The 20,003-nt window shown below is 61.4% G+C and carries 12 protein-coding genes and 1 other RNA gene; 5 read left to right on the top strand and 8 right to left on the bottom strand.

The features are described from left to right. The first annotated feature begins 70 nt into the window (after positions 1-70). A complete protein-coding gene (locus tag K5E37_RS02075; RefSeq protein WP_221532987.1) occupies positions 71-820 on the top strand; it encodes an ABC transporter substrate-binding protein in 750 nt (249 codons plus the stop codon). A 9-nt stretch (positions 821-829) separates the two neighbouring features. On the opposite strand, the gene K5E37_RS02070 is transcribed toward K5E37_RS02075, so the two are convergent. The 7 genes from K5E37_RS02070 to K5E37_RS02040 all read right to left on the bottom strand — a co-directional run bounded on the left by K5E37_RS02070 (position 830) and on the right by K5E37_RS02040 (position 12,274). After that, the gene (locus K5E37_RS02070; RefSeq protein ID WP_221532986.1) at positions 830-2,785 is read right to left on the bottom strand and encodes a hypothetical protein; all 1,956 of its coding nucleotides are present in this window, start codon (positions 2,783-2,785) and stop codon (positions 830-832) included. A 228-nt stretch (positions 2,786-3,013) separates the two neighbouring features. After that, an RNA gene (ffs, locus tag K5E37_RS02065) (signal recognition particle sRNA small type) lies at positions 3,014-3,110 on the bottom strand. A 111-nt stretch (positions 3,111-3,221) separates the two neighbouring features. Further along, positions 3,222-4,388 carry a putative zinc-binding metallopeptidase gene (locus K5E37_RS02060; protein ID WP_221532985.1) on the bottom strand — a complete coding sequence of 389 codons (1,167 nt, stop codon included), beginning with the start codon at positions 4,386-4,388 and terminating at the stop codon, positions 3,222-3,224. A 165-nt stretch (positions 4,389-4,553) separates the two neighbouring features. After that, positions 4,554-6,911 carry an NAD-dependent DNA ligase LigA gene (gene ligA, locus K5E37_RS02055; RefSeq protein ID WP_221532984.1) on the bottom strand — a complete coding sequence of 786 codons (2,358 nt, stop codon included), beginning with the start codon at positions 6,909-6,911 and terminating at the stop codon, positions 4,554-4,556. A gap of 87 nt (positions 6,912-6,998) precedes the next feature. Beyond that, a complete protein-coding gene (gene zipA / locus K5E37_RS02050; protein ID WP_007951644.1) occupies positions 6,999-7,865 on the bottom strand; it encodes a cell division protein ZipA in 867 nt (288 codons plus the stop codon). A gap of 258 nt (positions 7,866-8,123) precedes the next feature. Next, positions 8,124-11,612: a chromosome segregation protein SMC gene (gene smc, locus K5E37_RS02045; protein ID WP_221532983.1), complete on the bottom strand. Its 3,489-nt coding sequence runs from the start codon at positions 11,610-11,612 to the stop codon at positions 8,124-8,126. Between the two features lie 2 nt (positions 11,613-11,614). Continuing rightward, positions 11,615-12,274, bottom strand: coding sequence for a GntR family transcriptional regulator (locus K5E37_RS02040; protein WP_007952019.1), 660 nt, complete (start codon positions 12,272-12,274; stop codon positions 11,615-11,617). 266 nt (positions 12,275-12,540) lie between these two features. On the opposite strand from K5E37_RS02040, the gene xdhA reads away from it, so the two are divergent. From xdhA to guaD, 4 genes are all read left to right on the top strand, one after another. Next, on the top strand, positions 12,541-13,995 hold the full coding sequence (xdhA, locus tag K5E37_RS02035; protein WP_085609029.1) for a xanthine dehydrogenase small subunit: 1,455 nt from the start codon (positions 12,541-12,543) through the stop codon (positions 13,993-13,995). Further along, positions 13,988-16,381 (top strand): xanthine dehydrogenase molybdopterin binding subunit, encoded by a 2,394-nt coding sequence (gene xdhB, locus K5E37_RS02030; RefSeq protein ID WP_221532982.1) that lies wholly within the window; start codon positions 13,988-13,990, stop codon positions 16,379-16,381. The genes xdhA and xdhB overlap by 8 nt, the downstream gene beginning before the upstream one ends. Positions 16,382-16,508: 127 nt before the next feature. Next, positions 16,509-17,366 (top strand): xanthine dehydrogenase accessory protein XdhC, encoded by an 858-nt coding sequence (xdhC, locus tag K5E37_RS02025; RefSeq protein WP_221532981.1) that lies wholly within the window; start codon positions 16,509-16,511, stop codon positions 17,364-17,366. Positions 17,367-17,379: 13 nt separating this feature from the next. Then, positions 17,380-18,684 carry a guanine deaminase gene (gene guaD, locus K5E37_RS02020; protein ID WP_221532980.1) on the top strand — a complete coding sequence of 435 codons (1,305 nt, stop codon included), beginning with the start codon at positions 17,380-17,382 and terminating at the stop codon, positions 18,682-18,684. 248 nt (positions 18,685-18,932) lie between these two features. Here the strand turns inward: guaD and K5E37_RS02015 are convergent, their stop codons facing one another. Further along, entirely contained in the window at positions 18,933-19,697 is a 765-nt protein-coding gene (locus K5E37_RS02015; RefSeq protein WP_007952027.1) for a GntR family transcriptional regulator, read from the bottom strand. Positions 19,698-20,003 lie beyond the last annotated feature (306 nt).

The following is a 20,003-nucleotide window of genomic DNA, read 5'->3' as shown; positions in this document are numbered from 1 at the left end:
CGTCTATTCTGGCTAAGCTGCATGAGCGAGGGCTTTTGTCGGCTCGGGATCGGGAATTACCGGAGCGTTTATGCGGTGGGCCGTGGGGGCATTACTGGGATTGAGCCTGAGCGCGATGGCGTCGCCACCGCCGCTGCGCTTCGTGGTTGCCGACAGCTGGGCAATGCCGATGGTGCAGATCGAACGCGGCCGCCCGACCCAGGGCATCCTCTACGACATGATGCTCAGCCTCGCGACCCAGGTTGGCGTGCCGGCGCAATTTCACGTCCTGCCCCGCGCCCGCGTGCAGAACGCCATGGAACACGGCGAAGTCGACGTGCGCTGCTATGCCGCACAATCGTGGTTGCCGAACCTGTCCGGCGATTACATCTGGAGCCTCCCGCTGTTCTTCCAGCGCGACCTGCTGATCAGCCGTCAGGACCAACCGCCCAACGCCGATCCGGCCCACCTGCCCCGCCAGTCGATCGGCACCGTGCTCGGCTACAGCTATCCCACGCTGCAACCGATATTCGACGCCGATCGACTATGGCGCGAAGACGCACGCAATCAGGAACAAGTGCTGGACAAGCTGCTGGCCGGCCGCTACCGCTACGCCGTGAGCAATCAATGGACGCTGGACTGGTTCAACCAGCGCCTGCTGCCGGGGCAGCAACTGCAAGCGGTGGCGGTGTTGCAGGAGCAGAAGGTCGGCTGCTATGTGCGCAATGATCCGAACGTGCCGGTGCAGCGGATATTGAGGACGTTGCTGCGGATGAAAATGTCGGGGGAAATTGATGACATTATCCGGTTGTATACCGGTGGGTCGGGCGGCGAGCCGTAAGCCAGACCCTCAATGCCCCGCCGTATCGCGAAACTGCTGGTACTCGTGATACTCGACCCACGCCACCACATCGTACGGTACGTAAAGCTTCAGCCTGGCGCGGGAGATGGCGATGTACACGGCGCAGATCCGCTGATCGAACGCGTAGGCATCCTTGAATTTCTCGTTGGTCAGCAACCCCGGTGTCAGCAGGACCTTGTCGAACTCCATGCCCCCCGCCTCTTCCGCGAGCATCAGCAGGCAGCCATTGCCGGCGTTGTCGATCATTCGGTTCAGGCGTGTCAGGTCGGCAATCATGAAGCCGCTTTCCAGCTTGGCCTTGACCCGCAGAAACGACTCGTCGAACTGATTGGCATCGCACACGGCTTGCCAGTCAGGCAGGTCGCTGAAGTACGGATGCACGCCGTTTTCGCTGAATTCGGAACGATAGAAATCAGGTTTGAACAGTTCGATGGCGGTGGCCATGAAATGCTTGAGCTCATCCTGGGTTCGCTTGTCCGGGAATCTGAACTTGCAGTTGGAATCGTGCAGGTGGATGGCCCAGATCATGCTGTCCCACGGCGATGCCGTCAGCACTACGCAACCCTCGGACGGTACGAAACCTTCCGGGTATTCCTTGATGACGACATCAGCATCGCTGGCGCCTTCGAACGGAATCTTGCCCTTCTGCGAATGCCGGGCGATCAGCGGGTTGACCAGCCGTTCGACGTTGCGGCCCGAGCGCACGGAATAGCTGATATCGCTTTGGCGAACCTCGCGGTGCCGTTTGACCGGTACGCCACTCGCCTGCTGGTACTCGTCGCCAAGGGTGATCAGCACCTGACGACCGCGTTCGATGATCTGCAACAGCGATCCGGGAATGTCCTGGCTCTCGTCGATCAGCACATGCGTGTAGCGCGCCGGCACCACGCAGCCGGCGATGCAGGCACGCTTGATCATCAGCAGCGCTTCGAACCCGGTCTGGCTGCCCCACGCCGGGTTGAGTTCGAGGTAGCCCCACACCCGGCTCGAATACTCCAGCAACACCTGAGCGTCGACGCTAGAGAGCGGCTGGTTGAAATGCGGCAGATGCTTCGCCGAAAAGGTGTGATCGCGGAAGCGGCAGTAGCGCTCGATCACTTTGAGGCAGAGTTCAAGGGTCGCCTGCCCGTCGTGGTGGCGGAAACCGAAAATATTCAGTTCCTGCGCCAGTGCCTGCCGGGTCGGGATTCGCCCTGCCTCCGCCTGAGGCCTGCGCCCGAGCATCAGCGACTGCGCAAACGCCAGGAAGGTCTTGCCGGCCTTCTTCTCGCTCGACCCCACCATGCGCTGACGAAGAACTTCCAGTTTGGCCGGGGTGCGCGCCAGCAACAGGGTCTTTTCCGGGCGCAGATGTTCCAGCAAAGCGACCAGCAGATGGCTCTTGCCGATCCCCGCATAGCCTTGAACATGCAGGTCTTCGTCCAGGTTGGCGCGGAAGGTTCTGACCAGTTTGTCCTGTGCCGGGCTCAACCAGCGCTCGCGGTAACGGGGCGTCACTATCGGCTGGCTGAACGGGTCATGACTGCGATGGCGCCGGACTTTGTATTCGAAATCCCACTGGCCGTCGGGCAACAAGTAGTCGCGTGCCGATATTTCTTCAGCCAACAGAAAACGCAGGTTCAGAGGGTTCAGGACCTTCAGGCCGAAATACAGTTTGCGCGGGTCGAACAGTCGCTGGGCTTCGGACAGCAGGCCCGCGGTCGTTGCCTGACGAGTATCGACAGCCCACGCCAACAGCTTGGCCAGAATCTTCTCGGCCGCCACGGCGCCGAGATCCTGCTCTTTCGTCTGCACCAGATTCTGGATGACCAGCACCGCCGCCAACTCCGGATCGGTCAGGCTTTCGAGCACTTTGGCCCCACCCGCCTGCAACAGGTTCGCGCAGGTTTCATCCGTGACGGGCAAGAACACAGGGCTGGATAGATCGGAATGTTCCGGGAGCATAAAACCTCGCGGCCAGGGCGCAGACCCTAAGGTCGATCCCGGCCAGACTCTTCATTTATTTCGGTGGCTGCGAGTATGCGCGATTGAAGAGCAAATGATTACCCCGTGTCGGCGCACTCGAGAGCAGGAGGTTTGGGTACGAACCGACAAATCGCAGGCATAAAAAAACCGCAGTGGGCGAAACCCATGCAGTTCAGTCGACGCGTTCGATATTCGTTAAGGTGGTAACCCTACCAGCCACACCCCGGCACACAATGTTCCCGCTGTGGCTGCTGCCTTCCGGCTCTGACCAGGTTCACGGGTAATCGTTGCGGGGGGACCGATAGGGTCACCATAACGACACTCGCCTGTCGGCGAGCCGCGCCATTGTACCTATCTGAGACGAAGTTACAACCGCTGGTTGCAGATTAAAAATATGAAGGGCTTCAAGCACTTGCTATTGCGCCTGAAGCACCTCGTCCGCGCGGCCGCCCTCTTGCTGGATCACCAGATGAATGAAGTGCAGCTTGGCGATCGCCGCCGGCGGTAGCACGAACGGATAGAAATCCGGCTGGCCCATGCTGCGGGACAGCTCGTTGAGCATGCCGGCCAGTTCGATCCATGCGTTGACGAACGACAGGAACGCCGCGCCGCCGGGATGCTCGGGATCGTACAGCGTGCTCGACGGAAACGGCTGGTAGTCGAGGTCCATCTCCCGGGCGCTCATGCCGAAACCCAGCGCCGTGTCCACCGCGTCCATCATGTGCAGGTAATGCGCCCAGGTTTCCGCCCAGTCTTCCCACGGATGCATGGTGGCGTAGGCACTGACGTAGTGCTGCGACCAGTCCGCCGGTGCGCCCTGTTGATAATGCCGCTCCAGCGCTTCGGCATAACTGGCGCGTTCATCGCCGAACAGATTGCGGAATGAACCGAGCCACGGCCCGTTGTCGATCAGCCGATCCCAGTAGTAATGCCCGACCTCATGGCGAAAGTGCCCGAGCAATGTGCGATAGGGTTCGTGCATCTGCGCTCGGACCTGCTCGCGGTGGGCGTCGTCGGCTTCTTCGATGTCGAGGGTGATCAGGCCGTTGGCGTGGCCGGTCATCGGTGCGTTGCCTTGCAGATCGACGCCGATGAAATCGAAGGCCAGGCCGGTGGCTTCGTCGACGGTTTTCGGGACGACCGGCAGGCCGAGGCTGATCAGTTGCGCCACCAGCCGCCGCTTGGCGATTTCCACCTTGCGCCAGCGTTCGGGGTTTTCCGGGACAGACAGATCGGGAATGGTGCGATTCAGATCGCAGGCCGCGCACAGGGTGTCGTGATCGTTGGCGGGCAGCAGCCAGTTGCAGGCCGCCGGGGTGTCGAGGTTGGCACAACGTCGGAACAGCCCGGCTTCGGGGTCGGCGTCCAGCGTCCAGGTGCCCTCTTGCGGCCCCGGTTGCAGCGAGGTCAAGCGACTGTGTTCAGGTTGATAACCCAGCGCCGCGTTGCAGGCCAGGCACTGGCTGTTGCGAAAGAACAGCGACTGGCCGCAGCGGCACGGCCAGATTTTGCTGTTGCGCGAGGATTCGCCCATGAACGGCGCGACGATGCGGGAACTGAGCTGCTCGAAAAAGCGGTACATGGCGATCTCTCCCTTGGGCTTGCCAAGACTAGATCATTCCCGCCCAAAGATCGTTCCCACGCTCTGCGTGGGAATGCATACCGTGACGCTCTGCGTCACAGCGGACGCGGAGCGTCCGGGGTGGCATTCCCACGCGGAGCGTGGGAACGATCACCTGTCGATCAGTCAGGCGCTGATACCGTGCCCTTTCAGGAACGCGATAAACGCCTCTTCATCCATCACTTTCACGCCCAGTTCGTTGGCCTTTGTCAGTTTCGACCCCGCGCCCGGCCCGGCGACCACGCAATGGGTCTTGGCCGACACGGAGCCGGCGACCTTGGCGCCGAGGCTTTCCAGGTGTTCTTTGGCGACATCGCGGCTCATCAGCTCGACCTTGCCGGTCAGCACCCAGGTTTCGCCAGCCAACGGCAGGCCTTCGACGACTTTCTTTTCGCTCTGCCAGTGCATGCCGAAATCGCGCAGTTGCTTCTCGGCGTCTTCAGCCAGTTGACGATGCTCGGGCAAGGCGAAAAACTCGCGAACCGAGTTGGCCTGCTTCTCCGGCAATGCCTGGCGCATGTCCAGCCAGTCCGCGTTCATCACCCCTTCCAGCGATTCGAACTTGTCCGCCAGCTTCTGCGCGCCACCCGGCCCGACCGAAGGAATGTGCAGCTTGTCGAGGAAGCCACCCAGCGTGGTGCTCGCGGCAAACTCGGCGCCCAGCTCGCCCTGATCCTGAATCTGCAAACCGTGGCCCAGCAGCTCGGTGATCACCTGCTGGTTGTGCGCATCTTCGAAGAAGCTGTGAATCTCGTGCGCCACTTCCAGGCCGATGTCCGGCAAGTACGTCAGCACCTGCGGCAAGGCTTGCTGAACACGCTCCAGCGACCCCAGCGAACGCGCCAGCACCTTGGCGGTCTCCTCGCCGACATCCGGAATGCCCAGCGCATAGATGAAGCGCGCCAGGCCCGGTTTCTTGCTGTCTTCAATCGCAGCCAGCAATTTGTTGCTCGACACCTCGGCGAAGCCTTCGAGATCAACAATGTCCTCGAACTTCAGCGCATAAAGATCAGCCGGCGAACTGACCAGACCTTCGTCCACCAGTTGCTCGACGCTCTTGTCGCCAAGGCCTTCGATGTCCATCGCCCGACGGGAGACGAAGTGAATGATCGCCTGCTTGAGCTGCGCACCGCAGGCCAGTCGGCCAACGCAGCGATACACCGCGCCTTCGCTGATGGTTTCCTTGCCCTTGCTGCGCTTGACAAGTTGCGTGCGCTCGACGTGGGATCCGCAAACCGGGCAGCTCTCGGGAATCTGCACCGGCCGCGCGTCTTCAGGGCGACGCTCCATGACCACTTGCACCACTTGCGGGATCACGTCACCGGCGCGGCGAATGATCACTGTGTCGCCGATCATCAGACCCAGTCGGGCGACTTCGTCCATGTTGTGCAGCGTCGCATTGGCCACGGTGACGCCGGCGACCTTGACCGGTTTCAGCCGCGCCACAGGGGTGACGGCGCCGGTGCGACCGACCTGGAATTCCACGTCGAGCAGTTCGGTGAGTTCTTCCATGGCCGGGAATTTGTGGGCGATGGCCCAGCGCGGTTCCCGGGCGCGGAAGCCCAGTTCGCGCTGGTCGGCAATGCTGTTGACCTTGAACACCACACCGTCGATTTCATAGGCCAGCGAATTACGGCGCTCACCGATATCGCGGTAGTAATCCAGGCATTCGCCGATGCCCTTGGCCAGTTTCAATTCGTGGCTGATCGGCATGCCCCACGCTTGCAGTTGCTTGAGGTTGCCGATATGGGTGTCGGAAATATCGTGAGAGACCTGGCCGATGCCGTAGCAGCAGAATTCCAGCGGACGGTTGGCGGTGATCTTCGAATCCAGCTGACGCAGGCTGCCGGCGGCGGCGTTGCGCGGGTTGGCGAAGGTCTTGCCGCCGACTTCCAGTTGCGAGGCGTTGAGGCGTTCGAAACCGGCCTTGGACATGAACACTTCGCCGCGCACTTCCAGGGTCGCCGGCCAGCCTTCGCCGTGCAGCTTCAGCGGAATGTTGCGCACGGTGCGCACGTTGACGCTGATGTCTTCGCCGGTGGTGCCATCGCCGCGCGTCGCGCCGCGCACCAGCACACCGTCCTGATACAGCAGGCTGACCGCCAGGCCATCGAGTTTCGGCTCACAGCTGTATTCCACCGCCGCGCCACCGCCGAACAGATCACCGGCCGGCAGATCCAGACCTTCGGTCACGCGGCGGTCGAACTCGCGCATGTCGGTTTCTTCGAAGGCGTTGCCGAGGCTGAGCATCGGCACTTCGTGACGCACCTGAGTGAACGCGGTCAGCGCCACGCTGCCGACGCGCTGGGTCGGCGAGTCGCTGGTGATCAGTTCCGGGTTGGCCGCTTCCAGCGCCTTGAGCTCGTGGAACAACCGGTCGTACTCGGCATCCGGAATGCTCGGCTCATCGAGAACGTGGTAACGGTAGTTGTGCTGATCGAGTTCAGCACGCAGCTCTAGAATGCGGGTTTCGGCGGCAGTCATGGGTGTTCTCTCATAAAGCAAAAGAGCAGCCGAGGCTGCTCAATCTATTTTGCCGATTGCCCCTTTATTGCGAGGCAACCTTTTCAATCAACGCTTCTGGGTCAGGGCGCGACGTTCGAATTCAACGATGCGCTGACGGTAGTGCTCGATGGTCTGCGCGGTCAGGACGCTGCGCTGGTCATCTTTCAACTCGCCGTTCAGTTCCTGGGACAGCTTGCGGGCTGCCGCCACCATCACGTCGAAGGCCTGCTTCGGATGACGCGGGCCAGGCAGGCCGAGGAAGAAGCTCACCGCCGGGGTGCTGAAATGGTCGATGTCGTCCAGATCGAAAATGCCCGGTTTGACCGCGTTGGCCATGGAGAACAGCACTTCACCGTTGCCGGCCATGCTTTCGTGACGGTGGAAAATATCCATCTCGCCGAAACGCAGACCGCTTTCCAGAATGTTCTGCAGCAGTGCCGGGCCCTTGAAGCCGGCCGGATCGCGGCAGATCACGCTGATGACCAGCACTTCTTCGGCTTGCGGCTGATCTTTATCAGCCACTGCCGCCGACGATTTGGTGGCAGGCTCGACGAAATCATCGTCGCGGCTGCTGAAGCTCGGGCCGCCGTCCAGATCCAGATCGAGGTTCAGGTCGCCCTGGGCCGGACCGTTGCTGCCACGCTTGCCGCGCTTGGAACCGGATTCGCGAGGCTCGCGTGCTTCGCGGGCCGGCATGCTCACCGATGGCAGATCGTGTTCGTCCAGTTGCGGCTCTTTATGGGTATCCAGCACGCGGGCCGGGCCCAACAGCTCGGCGCTGGTGTCCTCGTCCGGCAGGTTGGACAGACTTCGGTCAAGACGGAATTTCAGTTTTCCCTTGCCGCCGCGCATACGGCGCCAGCCATCGAAAAGAATACCGGCTATCACAATGATGCCGATGACGATCAGCCACTCGCGCAGACCGATTTCCATGTAATCCCGTGCCTCTATAAAAAATGCTGAAAAATAAGGGGTTTACACTGTGCAAACCGCTTTAAAACGTGGCGCCAACTCTATGTTCTGACAGGCGTTTTGCCCACGTATACGAAAAATTGACATTAAACTAGCACGACCAAAGACAACTTTACACCGTCTGTCTCATTGGCTTGCGCGATTATGTCGATTGGCCAGCAAGTCGAAGCCGGTAAATATGTCCTACAGACTACAAATACCTTTTCCGACAGCGCCGGCTCAGGCATCCACCATCGCCATCGCCTCCTCGACATCCACGGCTACCAGTCGCGAACAACCCGGCTCGTGCATCGTCACACCCATCAACTGGTCAGCCATTTCCATGGCGATCTTGTTGTGGGTGATATAGATGAACTGCACGGTCTGCGACATCTCTTTGACCAATCGTGCGTAGCGTCCAACGTTAGCGTCATCCAGTGGTGCGTCAACCTCATCGAGCATGCAGAACGGCGCCGGATTCAATTTGAAGATCGCAAAAACCAATGCCAGTGCCGTCAGGGCTTTCTCACCGCCAGAGAGCAAATGGATGGTGCTGTTCTTCTTCCCGGGCGGCTGCGCCATGATCGTCACCCCTGTATCGAGTAGATCTTCGCCCGTCAGTTCCAAATAGGCGCGTCCACCACCGAAAACTTTCGGGAAAAGCGCCTGTAAACCGCCATTGATCTGATCAAAGGTATCTTTGAAACGGTTACGGGTTTCCTTGTCGATCTTGCGGATGACGTTTTCCAGAGTTTCGAGGGCTTCGACCAGATCGGCGTCCTGGGCATCCAGATAACGTTTACGCTCGGATTGTTGCGTGTATTCATCGATCGCCGCGAGGTTGATCGCGCCCAGGCGCTGAATCCGCGCGGCGATGCGTTCAAGTTCTTCTTCGGCGGCCTTCTCGCTGGCCTCGGCGGTCAGGGTGTTGAGCACGCCGTGCAGATCGTAGCCGTCTTCCAGCAGTTGATCCTGCAGGGCCTTGCGGCGCACGGTCAGGGCCTGCCATTCCATGCGTTGCTGTTCGAGCTGGCCACGGATCAATTGCGATTGCTGCTCGGCCTGGGTCCGGCGTTTTTCCGCGTCACGCAATTCGCGGTCGGCATCTTCCAGAGCGATCTGGGCGGTCTTGAGTTCGTCGTCGACGCTCATGCGCTTGTCGAGCAACTCTTCGAGTTTGAGGCGCAGCTCTTCCAGCGGCGCCTCGCCCTCCTCCAGATTCAGGCTGAGCTGCTCACGTTTTTCAGTGAGACGCTCGGCCTGCATTTCCAGACGCTCAAGGGCCTGACGGGTCGAATCATGCTGAGCACGCAGCGAGCCCAGACGCACGGCCAATTGATGGGCGTGGTCCTTGTGCTGACGAGCCTCCTGACGCACCCGATCCAACCGCTCGCGCAGGCTGTCGCGCTGGGCCAACAGCAATTCGCGCTGTTCGGTATCGAGGGCCATGGCGTCGAGGGCGTCCTGCAACTGGATCCGCGCTTCGCCGATGTTTTCATGTTCCAGTTCGCGCTGTTCAGCGAGTTCGACCAGCTCTTCGTCGAGGCGGGTGCGACGCAGATTCAACTGCTCAGCCTTGGCTTTGCCGGCGGACAGCTGAGCTTTCAACTCGCCTTGCTGACGAGCTTCGTCTTGCAGCAAGCGACGCAAATGTTCGCGGCCGTTTTCCTGCTGACGCTGTTGCGCGCGCAGGGTTTGCAAACGGGCTTCCATGGCCTCGACCGTGGCTTCGCGCTCTTCGCGTTCCAGATGCAGTGATTCGATTTCCTGGCCGCGCGCAAGCATGCCGCTTTCGGCTTCGCTGGCGCGGCGCACCCGCAGGAAATGCCGGCCGACCCAGTAACCGTCGCGGCTGATCAGGCTCTGCCCGGCAGCCAGTTGGCCGCGCAGGGCCAGTGCCTGTTCAAGGCTGTCGACCGGTTTGACCTGAGCGAGCCAGGGCGACAAATCGACCTGCGCCTCGACCTTGTCCAGCAGGCTGCCAGCCACGCGCACGCCGTCATTGCCGGGGCTGAGCAAACGCAGATCGCCCTGGGCGAAACCGGACAGATCGAAGCCGTCGAAATCATCCACCAGCACCGCTTGCAGGTCGGCGCCGAGCACGGTTTCCACCGCCAGCTCCCAACCGGCCTCGACCTTCAGGCCTTCGGCCAGACGCGGACGCTCGGTGAGGTTGTGTTCCTTCAGCCATTCGGCGGTGCCGGTGCCCGGATCGAGCGCGGCCTGCTGCAAGGCTTCGAGGGATGCGAGTCGACCATTGAGGCGCTGCAAATCGCCCTGCGCCTGTTGTTGCGCAGTCAATGCTTGCTGCAATTCCTGGCGCAGTTGCTCGAGCTTTTCGACCTGGGCTTCTTCGCTGGTCTGCAAATCTTCAAGGGTCGCTTCGGACTCGGCGAGCTGCTCGCTGAGTTCCATGATCGCCGCGTCTTCCGGATCGGCCGAGAGTAGTGCCCGCTCTTCGCCCAGACGCTTTTGCCGATCGGCCAGACGCTCCATGCTGGTTTCCAGCTGCTGGATGCGCGACTGCTGCACTTCGGCCTGACGACGGGGTTCGGCGGCAGTCAGGTTGAAGGCGTCCCACTGTTCCTGCCAGCCGTGCATGACGGTTTCGGAGTCTTCCAGCGCAGCGGCGGCTTCTTCGGCCGCGGCGTTGGTGATTTCCTGCTCGGGCGTCAGTTGATCGAGCTCTTCGCCGAGAGTCAGCAGTAAGGTGCGGTCGTGGCCCAGGTGCGATTCGGTTTCGAGGCGTGCGCGTTCGGCTTCTTTCAGATCGTCCTGCAATTGGCGCAGACGCTGCTGGCCGTGCTGGATACTCTGCTCGACCCGGGCGATGTCGCCGCCGACCGAATAGAAGCGCCCTTGCACCAGATTGAAGCGCTCGGACAGGTCATGGTGACCGTCGCGCAGGCGTTCAATGGCCGCGTCGGCGTTGCGTTGCTCGGCGACCAGCGCTTCGAAGCTGATTTCCTGGTTGCCGATGATCGACTCGCGCTGACCGACCTGATCGTTCAGATCCTGCCAGCGCAGGGCCGACAGCTGCGCCTTGAGCTGGCGTTCTTCGGCTTTGTATTCCTGATACTTCTTGGCGGCCTCGGCCTGACGGTGCAGGCGTTCGAGCTGACGCTCGAGCTCTTCGCGCAGGTCAGTCAGACGGGCAAGGTTTTCGTGGGTGCGGCGAATGCGGTTTTCGGTCTCGCGCCGACGCTCCTTGTACTTGGAGATGCCGGCAGCTTCTTCGATGAAGTTACGCAGGTCTTCGGGCTTGGACTCGATCAGCTTGGAGATCATCCCCTGCTCGATGATCGAGTAGCTGCGCGGGCCGAGGCCGGTGCCTAGGAAGATGTCGGTGATGTCGCGACGACGGCATTTGGCGCCGTTGAGGTAATAAGTCGTCTGGCTGTCGCGGGTCACTTTGCGGCGGATCGAAATTTCCGCATAAGCGGCCCACTCGCCCAGCAGCGTGCCGTCGGAGTTGTCGAACACCAGTTCGATGCTCGCCTGGCTCACCGGTTTGCGGCTGGTCGAGCCGTTGAAGATGACGTCGGTCATCGACTCGCCGCGCAGGTTTTTCGCCGAGCTTTCGCCCATCACCCAGCGCACGGCGTCGATGATGTTCGACTTGCCGCAACCGTTCGGCCCGACGACTGCCGCCATGTTGCTGGGGAAGTTCACCGTGGTCGGATCGACGAAGGATTTGAACCCCGCCAGCTTGATGCACTTGAGCCGCAAGGTCAGGCAACCGTCAGGGCGGACACCACCAGATCGCAACTGCGCTGGGCGTAAGCCGTCAGCACGATGCGGATCTGCGGCAGGTCACGGGCGAGGACGGCGGCGAGCAGGCGTTCGAACAGTTCGAGGAACTCGCTCATCTCGGCCTTGCGCTGCTCCAGCGCGAGGAAGTACGCGCGGCTCATGGCCGGTTGCAGGTTTTCCACCGTTTCTTGCAGGTACGGGTTGTTGGCGAACGGGTACGCGGCGCGCATCACGTTGAAGCTGTCGTCAACGAAGGTGCGGATGTCCTGACGCTCGTAGCTGGCGGTCAGGCGCTGCTGGATCTGCACGAACGGCGCCATGTCGGACTGGACTTGCCAGCCATTGGCCACCGCGTTGCCGAGCAGGATGTACAGCTCGCTCATCAGCGTGCACAGACTCTGCACCTTGTGTGCCGTCAGCTCGGTGACGTGGGCGCCACGGCGCGGCAGGATCGCGATCAGGTGACGGCGCTCGAGGATCAGCAAGGCTTCGCGGACCGAGCCGCGGCTGACGTTCAGCGCCAGCGTGACCTTCTGTTCCTGGATACGCTCTCCCGGCTTCATTTCGCCGCGAATGATCCGTTCGGCGAGGTGGTGAGCGATTTGCTCGGCGAGGCTGTCCGGCGCCTTGAACGTCATGGTTGTCCTTCAAACTCTTCGATCTGCACAAGCGGCGCAGTGTAGCGCAATGCGCGGTCATGGCGGAGTGCCCGCACAGCGGTTTTTGGCACGAATCCCGCAAAAAAGCGCTTGATCCAATGAGGGTCAATACTGAAGAGACACGTGGTTGAGCGACAAAACGGTTTTTCCTGACCTTTAAGTCAGAAAACCATTGACCGAAAAGTCAGACCTGCTAAATTCGGCTCAAGTCGCTCAACAACAATAATGAGTCTGCGAGGCCTTCCGTGATCCAGTTTTTACTTAACCAGGAACTCCGTAGCGAGCACGCCCTGGACCCGAACCTGACTGTGCTCAACTACCTGCGCGAACACGTGGGCAAATCCGGCACCAAAGAAGGCTGCGCCAGCGGTGACTGCGGCGCCTGTACCGTGGTGGTCGGCGAGTTACAGACGGATGACGATGGCCGCGAGCACATTCGCTATCGCAGCCTCAACTCGTGCCTGACGTTCGTATCGTCCCTGCACGGTAAGCAATTGATCAGCGTCGAAGACCTCAAGCACAAGGGCGAACTGCACAGCGTGCAGAAAGCCATGGTCGAGTGCCACGGTTCGCAGTGCGGTTTCTGCACCCCCGGTTTCGTGATGTCGCTGTTCGCCCTGCAAAAGAACAGCGATGCACCGGATCAGGCCAAGGCCCACGAAGCGCTGGCCGGCAACCTCTGCCGCTGCACCGGTTACCGGCCGATTCTGGCCGCTGCCGAACAATCCTGCTGCGGCAAGCAACCGGACCAGTTCGACGCCCGCGAAGCGGAAACCATCTCCCGCCTCAAAGCCATTGCCCCGACATCGATCGGCGAACTCAACAGCGGCGACAAACGCTGCCTGGTGCCGCTGACCGTCGCCGATCTGGCCGATCTCTACGACGCTTATCCACAGGCTCGCCTGCTGGCCGGCGGCACTGATCTGGCGCTGGAAGTCACTCAGTTCCACCGCACGCTGCCGGTGATGATCTACGTCGGCAACGTCGCCGAAATGAAGCGCATCGAGCACTTCGAAGATCGCATTGAAATCGGCGCCGCCACCGCCCTCTCCGACTGCTACGAAGCGCTGAACGCCGAGTACCCGGACTTCGGCGAACTGCTGCACCGCTTCGCCTCCCTGCAAATTCGCAACCAGGGCACCCTCGGCGGCAACATCGGCAACGCCTCGCCGATCGGTGACTCGCCACCGCTGCTGATCGCCCTCGGCGCGCAGATCGTGCTGTGCAAGGGCGAGACCCGCCGCACGCTGGCCCTCGAGGATTACTTCATCGATTACCGGGTCACCGCGCGTCAGGAAAGCGAGTTCATCGAAAAAATCATCGTCCCACGCGCCACGGCCGAGCAGCGTTTCCGCGCCTACAAAGTCTCCAAGCGTCTGGACGATGACATCTCTGCTGTCTGCGCCGCCTTCAACCTGCGTGTCGAAAACGGCGTGATCACCGACGCCCGCGTCGCCTTCGGCGGCATGGCCGCGATCCCGAAACGCGCCGCTCATTGCGAAGCGGTGCTGCTCGGTCAGCCGTTCAACAACGCTGTGGTCGAACGTGCCTGCACCGCGCTGGGCGAGGATTTCACCCCGCTCTCGGACTTCCGCGCCAGCAAGGAATACCGCCTGCTCAGCGCGCAGAACCTGCTGCGCAAATACTTTATCGAACTGCAAACACCGCACATCGAGACTCGGGTGACCGCTTATGTCTAACCATCACGGCGTAGAGAAAACTCAAGCTGAACTGGCTGAATTGTTCGCCAAAGACCTGACCTCTGGCGTCGGCCGCAGCGTCAAACACGACAGCGCCGCCAAGCATGTGTCCGGTGAAGCGCAGTACATCGATGACCGCCTGGAATTCCCCAACCAGTTGCACGTTTACGCGCGGCTGTCGGATCGCGCCCACGCGAAAATCATCAGCATCGACACCAAGCCCTGCTATGCCTTCGAAGGCGTGCGCATCGCCATCACCCACGAAGACGTGCCGGGCCTGAAAGACATCGGCCCGCTGCTGCCGGGCGATCCGCTGCTGGCCATCGATGACGTGCAGTTCGTCGGTCAACCGGTGCTGGCCGTGGCCGCGAAAGATCTGGAAACCGCTCGCAAGGCCGCCATGGCCGCGATCATCGAATACGAAGATCTGGAACCGGTGCTGGACGTGGTCGAAGCCCTGCGCAAACGCCACTTCGTGCTCGACAGTCACACTCATCAGCGCGGTGATTCGACCACCGCACTGGCCACGGCTGAACACCGGATTCAAGGCACGCTGCACATCGGCGGCCAGGAACACTTCTATCTGGAGACCCAGATCTCCTCGGTGATGCCGACCGAAGACGGCGGCATGATCGTCTACTGCTCGACCCAGAACCCCACCGAAGTGCAGAAACTGGTGGCCGAAGTCCTCGACGTGTCGATGAACAAGATCGTAGTCGACATGCGCCGCATGGGCGGTGGTTTTGGCGGCAAGGAAACCCAGGCCGCGAGCCCGGCATGCCTGTGTGCGGTGATCGCGCACCTCACCGGCCAGCCGACCAAGATGCGTCTGCCGCGTGTCGAAGACATGCTGATGACCGGCAAGCGTCACCCGTTCTACGTCGAGTACGACGTCGGCTTCGACAGCACCGGACGCCTGCACGGCATCGCGATGGATCTGGCCGGTAACTGCGGCTGCTCGCCTGACCTGTCGGCCTCGATCGTTGACCGGGCGATGTTCCACTCGGACAACTCGTACTACCTCGGCGATGCGACCATCAACGGTCACCGCTGCAAGACCAACACCGCGTCGAACACTGCCTACCGCGGTTTCGGCGGCCCGCAAGGGATGGTCGCGATCGAAGAAGTGATGGACGCCATCGCCCGTCACCTCAACCTCGATCCGCTCGCCGTGCGCAAGGCCAACTACTACGGCAAGACTGAGCGCAACGTCACCCATTACTACCAGACCGTCGAGCACAACATGCTCGAGGAGATGACCGCTGAACTGGAAGAAAGCAGCCAGTACGCCGAGCGTCGCGAAGCGATTCGTCGCTACAACGCCAACAGCCCGATCCTGAAAAAAGGCCTCGCGCTGACCCCGGTGAAGTTCGGCATTTCCTTCACTGCCAGCTTCCTCAACCAGGCAGGTGCCTTGGTGCACGTCTACACCGACGGCAGCATCCACCTGAACCACGGCGGCACGGAAATGGGCCAGGGCCTGAATACCAAGGTCGCGCAGGTCGTGGCCGAAGTGTTCCAGGTGGAAATGGACCGTGTGCAGATCACCGCGACCAACACCGACAAGGTGCCGAATACCTCGCCGACGGCGGCATCCAGCGGCGCTGACCTCAACGGTAAGGCCGCTCAGAACGCTGCCGAGATCATCAAGCAGCGACTGGTCGAATTTGCCGCGCGGCACTACAAGGTCAGCGAAGAAGACGTGGAATTCCACAACGGCCACGTGCGCGTTCGTGACCATATCCTGACCTTCGAAGCGCTGATCCAGCTGGCGTATTTCAATCAGGTGTCGCTGTCGAGTACCGGGTTCTACAAGACCCCGAAAATCTACTACGACCGCAGCCAGGCCCGTGGTCGGCCGTTCTACTACTTCGCCTTCGGCGCGGCGTGCTGCGAGGTGATCGTCGACACCTTGACCGGCGAGTACAAGATGCTGCGTACCGACATCCTCCATGACGTCGGCGCCTCGCTGAACCCGGCCATCGACATCGGCCAGGTCGAGGGTGGTTTTGTTCAGGGCATGGGCTGGCTGACCATGGAAGAACTGGTGTGGAACAACAAGGGCAAGCTGATGACCAACGGCCCGGCCAGCTACAAGATCCCGGCCGTGGCGGACATGCCGCTGGACCTGCGGGTGAAGCTGGTGGAAAACCGCAAGAACCCGGAAGACACGGTGTTCCACTCCAAGGCTGTGGGTGAGCCACCGTTCATGCTCGGCATCGCTGCGTGGTGCGCGATCAAGGATGCGGTGGCCAGCCTTGGTGACTACAAGCATCAACCGAAGATCGACGCGCCGGCGACCCCGGAGCGGGTGTTGTGGGGTTGCGAGCAGATGCGCCAGCTCAAGGCGGTGAAGGCCGTCGAAGCTGAAACCGAGGTCGTTTGATGATCGTTCCCACGCTCTGCGTGGGAATGCAGCCGGCGACGCTCTGCGTCGCATCCTGAACAGCGGACGCGGAGCGTCCAGTGATGCATTCCCACGCAGAGCGTGGGAACGATCTGAGAGGTGAGATATGTACAACTGGATCGACGCCCTCGCCGACCTGCAGAACCAGGGCGAGCCCTGCGTTCTGGTGACGATCATCGAAGAGCTCGGCTCGACGCCGCGCAATGCCGGCTCGAAGATGGTCGTCAGCGCCCGCCAGACGTTCGACACCATCGGTGGCGGGCACCTGGAATACAAAGCCATGCAGATCGCTCGCGAGATGCTCGCCAGCGGCAAGCAGGAAACCCATCTGGAGCGCTTCAGCCTCGGCGCCAGCCTCGGCCAGTGCTGCGGCGGCGCCACAGTGCTGTTGTTCGAACCGATGGGCCAGGTGCAGGCGCAGATCGCCGTGTTCGGCGCCGGCCATGTCGGTCGCGCGCTGGTACCCTTGCTCGCCAGCCTGCCCTGCCGGGTGCGCTGGATCGACTCCCGGGAAAAGGAATTCCCCGAGCAGATTCCCCACGGCGTGCGCAAAATCGTCGCCGAGGAACCTGTGGATGAAATCGACGACCTGCCCGCCGGCAGCTACTGCATCGTCATGACCCACAACCATCAACTGGATCTGGAACTCACCGCCGCGATCCTCAAGCGTAACGACTTCACCTGGTTCGGCCTGATCGGCTCGAAGACCAAACGGGCCAAGTTCGAACACCGTTTGCGTGATCGTGGTTTCGACGCCAGTGTCGTGCAACGCATGCGCTGCCCGATGGGCATCGGCGAAGTCAAAGGCAAGTTGCCTGTGGAAATCGCCATCTCCATCGCCGGCGAAATCATCGCCACCTATAACGCCAATTTCGGCCAGCACACCGCCAGTGCCGAACCGATTGCCAAGCTGCTGCCGGTTTCGCGCCGCAGTCAGGCCGCCTCACTCAAAGCCTCAAACTGATTAGAGAACCCTCATGCCTCTGACTCGCAAAGCCTACCGCGCCGCCATCCTGCACAGCATCGCCGACCCTGCCGAGGTCGGCATCGAAGCCTCCTACGAGTATTTCGAGGACGGCCTGCTGGTGGTCGATGACGGCAAGATCAGCGCCCTCGGCCACGCCAGCGAACTGCTGCCGACCCTGCCGGCGGACATCGAGATCACGCATCACAAGGATGCGCTGATCACCCCGGGCTTCATCGACACCCACATCCACCTGCCGCAGACCGGCATGGTCGGCGCCTACGGCGAGCAACTGCTGGACTGGCTGAACACCTACACCTTCCCGTGCGAAAGCCAGTTCGCCGACAAGGCCCACGCCGATGAAGTGGCGGACATTTTCATCAAGGAACTGCTGCGCAACGGCACCACCACCGCGCTGGTGTTCGGCAGCGTGCACCCGCAATCGGTGAACTCGTTCTTCGAAGCGGCCGAGAAGCTGGATCTGCGGATGATCGCCGGCAAGGTGATGATGGACCGCAACGCGCCGGACTACCTGACCGACACCCCGGAATCGAGCTACGTCGACAGCAAGGCGCTGATCGAACGCTGGCACGGCAAGGGTCGTCTGCACTATGCAGTCACCCCGCGTTTCGCCCCGACCAGCACCCCGGAACAGTTGACCCTCGCCGGCCAGTTGCTCGGTGAATACCCGGATCTGTACATGCAGACCCACATCAGCGAAAACCTCAAGGAAGTCGAGTGGGTCAAGGAGCTGTTTCCGGAGCGCAAGGGCTATCTGGACGTCTACGACCACTATCAGCTGCTCGGCGAGCGCTCGGTGTTCGCCCACGGCGTGCACCTGTGCGACGACGAATGTGCGCGTCTGGCGGAGACTGGTTCGGCGATCGCGTTCTGCCCGACCTCGAACTTCTTCCTCGGCAGCGGCCTGTTCAATCTGCCAATGGCGGAGAAGCACAAACTGAACGTCGGCCTCGGCACTGACGTCGGCGGTGGCACCAGTTTCTCGCTGCTGCAAACCCTGAACGAAGCCTACAAGGTGATGCAACTGCAAGGCGCACGCCTGAGCCCGTTCAAATCGCTATACCTCGCTACCCTCGGCGGCGCGCGGGCACTGCGTCTGGAAGACAGGATCGGCAACCTGCAACCGGGCTCCGACGCCGACTTCCTGGTGCTGGACTACAACGCCACGCCGCTGCTGAGCTACCGCTTGAAGCAGGCCAACAACATTGCCGAGACGTTGTTCGTGCTGATGACCCTGGGCGATGACCGCACTGTGGCCCAGACCTATGCGGCAGGCGCGCTGGTACACCAGCGCTAACTGATCAACACTGATCGCCCCCGCGCTGATCGTTCCCACGCTCTGCGTGGGAATGCAGCCCGTGACGCTCCGCGTCACTGGACGCGGAGCGTCCCCAGAGGCGTTACCACGCAGAGCGTGGGAACGATCAGACGATCAGGATCAGACGGACAAAAAAATCCCCCGGTACTTTGCAGTCCGGGGGATTTTTATTGCTTGTCAGATTGCTATCGCTGGCAAGCCAGCGATTGGGGTCGACGCGGTCTGACTCAGAGCTTGACCGCCGGCCGCCCCGGCTTCTTGGTCTGCAACAGGTGCGAGAACACTGCATGCAGATCGTCCGAAGCACTTTCCTCGTCGAGGTTGAGCTTGCTGTCGATGTGATCCATGTGATGCATCATCAAATCCACTGCCAGCTCGCCGTTGCGCGCTTCGATGGCGTCGATCAACTGGGTGTGTTCGTCGTAGGAACAGTGCGAGCGGTTGCCGCTTTCATATTGGGCGATGATCAGCGACGTCTGCGAAACCAGGCTGCGCTGGAAACTGATCAACGGCGCGTTCTTCGCCGCTTCGGCCAGTTTCAGGTGGAATTCGCCGGAGAGACGGATGCCGGCGCCGCGATCGCCACGGGAGAAGCTGTCGCGTTCGTCGTTGACCATCTGGCGCAGTTCGGCGATCTGCTCGGCGGTGGCGTGTTGCACCGCCAGCTCGGTGATTGCGCGTTCCACCAGCCGTCGGGCGAGGAACACCTGACGCGCCTCTTCAACGCTCGGGCTGGCGACGACCGCGCCACGGTTCGGCCGCAACAGCACCACGCCTTCATGGGCCAGACGCGAGAGCGCGCGGCGAATGATGGTGCGGCTGACCCCGAAAATTTCCCCCAGCGCTTCTTCGCTCAACTTTGTGCCGGGCGCCAGGCGCTGTTCGAGGATAGCCTCGAAGATATGCGCATAGACAATATCGTCCTGGGTTCCGCTGCGGCCGGCTTTGCCTGCTCGCGGTTGTTTCTTGAGGGGTTGCAACTGTTCGTTCATGGGCACTCGAGTCGGGAAGAACTGCGGCGAATTGACCGTGACTGTAATACGGCACAGTGGGTCGCTGGCAAGTATCGCGTAAAAAACAGCGCGATTGTACACAATGGAAGGTGGCAACACGACTGTACGGCTGTTTGTGGCTTTGGCTGTATTGCAACGCTCCGTTACGTTTGAGTTTAGGCTTGATCGCAGAATCCGCGATCCCTGTGGGAGCGAGCTTGCTCGCGATAGCGGTTGGACATTCAACTCCAATGTCGACTGTTCCGCCGCCATCGCGAGCAAGCTCGCTCCCACAAGGGTTTCGCG

This window comes from Pseudomonas sp. RIT778 (assembly GCF_019718735.1).
GTDB classification, from domain to species: Bacteria; Pseudomonadota; Gammaproteobacteria; order Pseudomonadales; family Pseudomonadaceae; genus Aquipseudomonas; species Aquipseudomonas aphyarum.
This window is presented reverse-complemented; position numbering and strand designations above follow the sequence as displayed.

Bases quoted from the DNA above. Each gene is read 5' to 3' on its own strand.
- K5E37_RS02075 (WP_221532987.1), top strand. From the start codon at position 71: ATGCGGTGGGCCGTGGGGGCATTACTGGGATTGAGCCTGAGCGCGATG.
- K5E37_RS02070 (WP_221532986.1), bottom strand. From the start codon at position 2,785: ATGCTCCCGGAACATTCCGATCTATCCAGCCCTGTGTTCTTGCCCGTC.
- K5E37_RS02060 (WP_221532985.1), bottom strand. From the start codon at position 4,388: ATGTACCGCTTTTTCGAGCAGCTCAGTTCCCGCATCGTCGCGCCGTTC.
- ligA (WP_221532984.1), bottom strand. From the start codon at position 6,911: ATGACTGCCGCCGAAACCCGCATTCTAGAGCTGCGTGCTGAACTCGAT.
- zipA (WP_007951644.1), bottom strand. From the start codon at position 7,865: ATGGAAATCGGTCTGCGCGAGTGGCTGATCGTCATCGGCATCATTGTG.
- K5E37_RS02040 (WP_007952019.1), bottom strand. From the start codon at position 12,274: ATGACGTTCAAGGCGCCGGACAGCCTCGCCGAGCAAATCGCTCACCAC.
- xdhB (WP_221532982.1), top strand. From the start codon at position 13,988: ATGTCTAACCATCACGGCGTAGAGAAAACTCAAGCTGAACTGGCTGAA.
- xdhC (WP_221532981.1), top strand. From the start codon at position 16,509: ATGTACAACTGGATCGACGCCCTCGCCGACCTGCAGAACCAGGGCGAG.
- guaD (WP_221532980.1), top strand. From the start codon at position 17,380: ATGCCTCTGACTCGCAAAGCCTACCGCGCCGCCATCCTGCACAGCATC.
- K5E37_RS02015 (WP_007952027.1), bottom strand. From the start codon at position 19,697: ATGAACGAACAGTTGCAACCCCTCAAGAAACAACCGCGAGCAGGCAAA.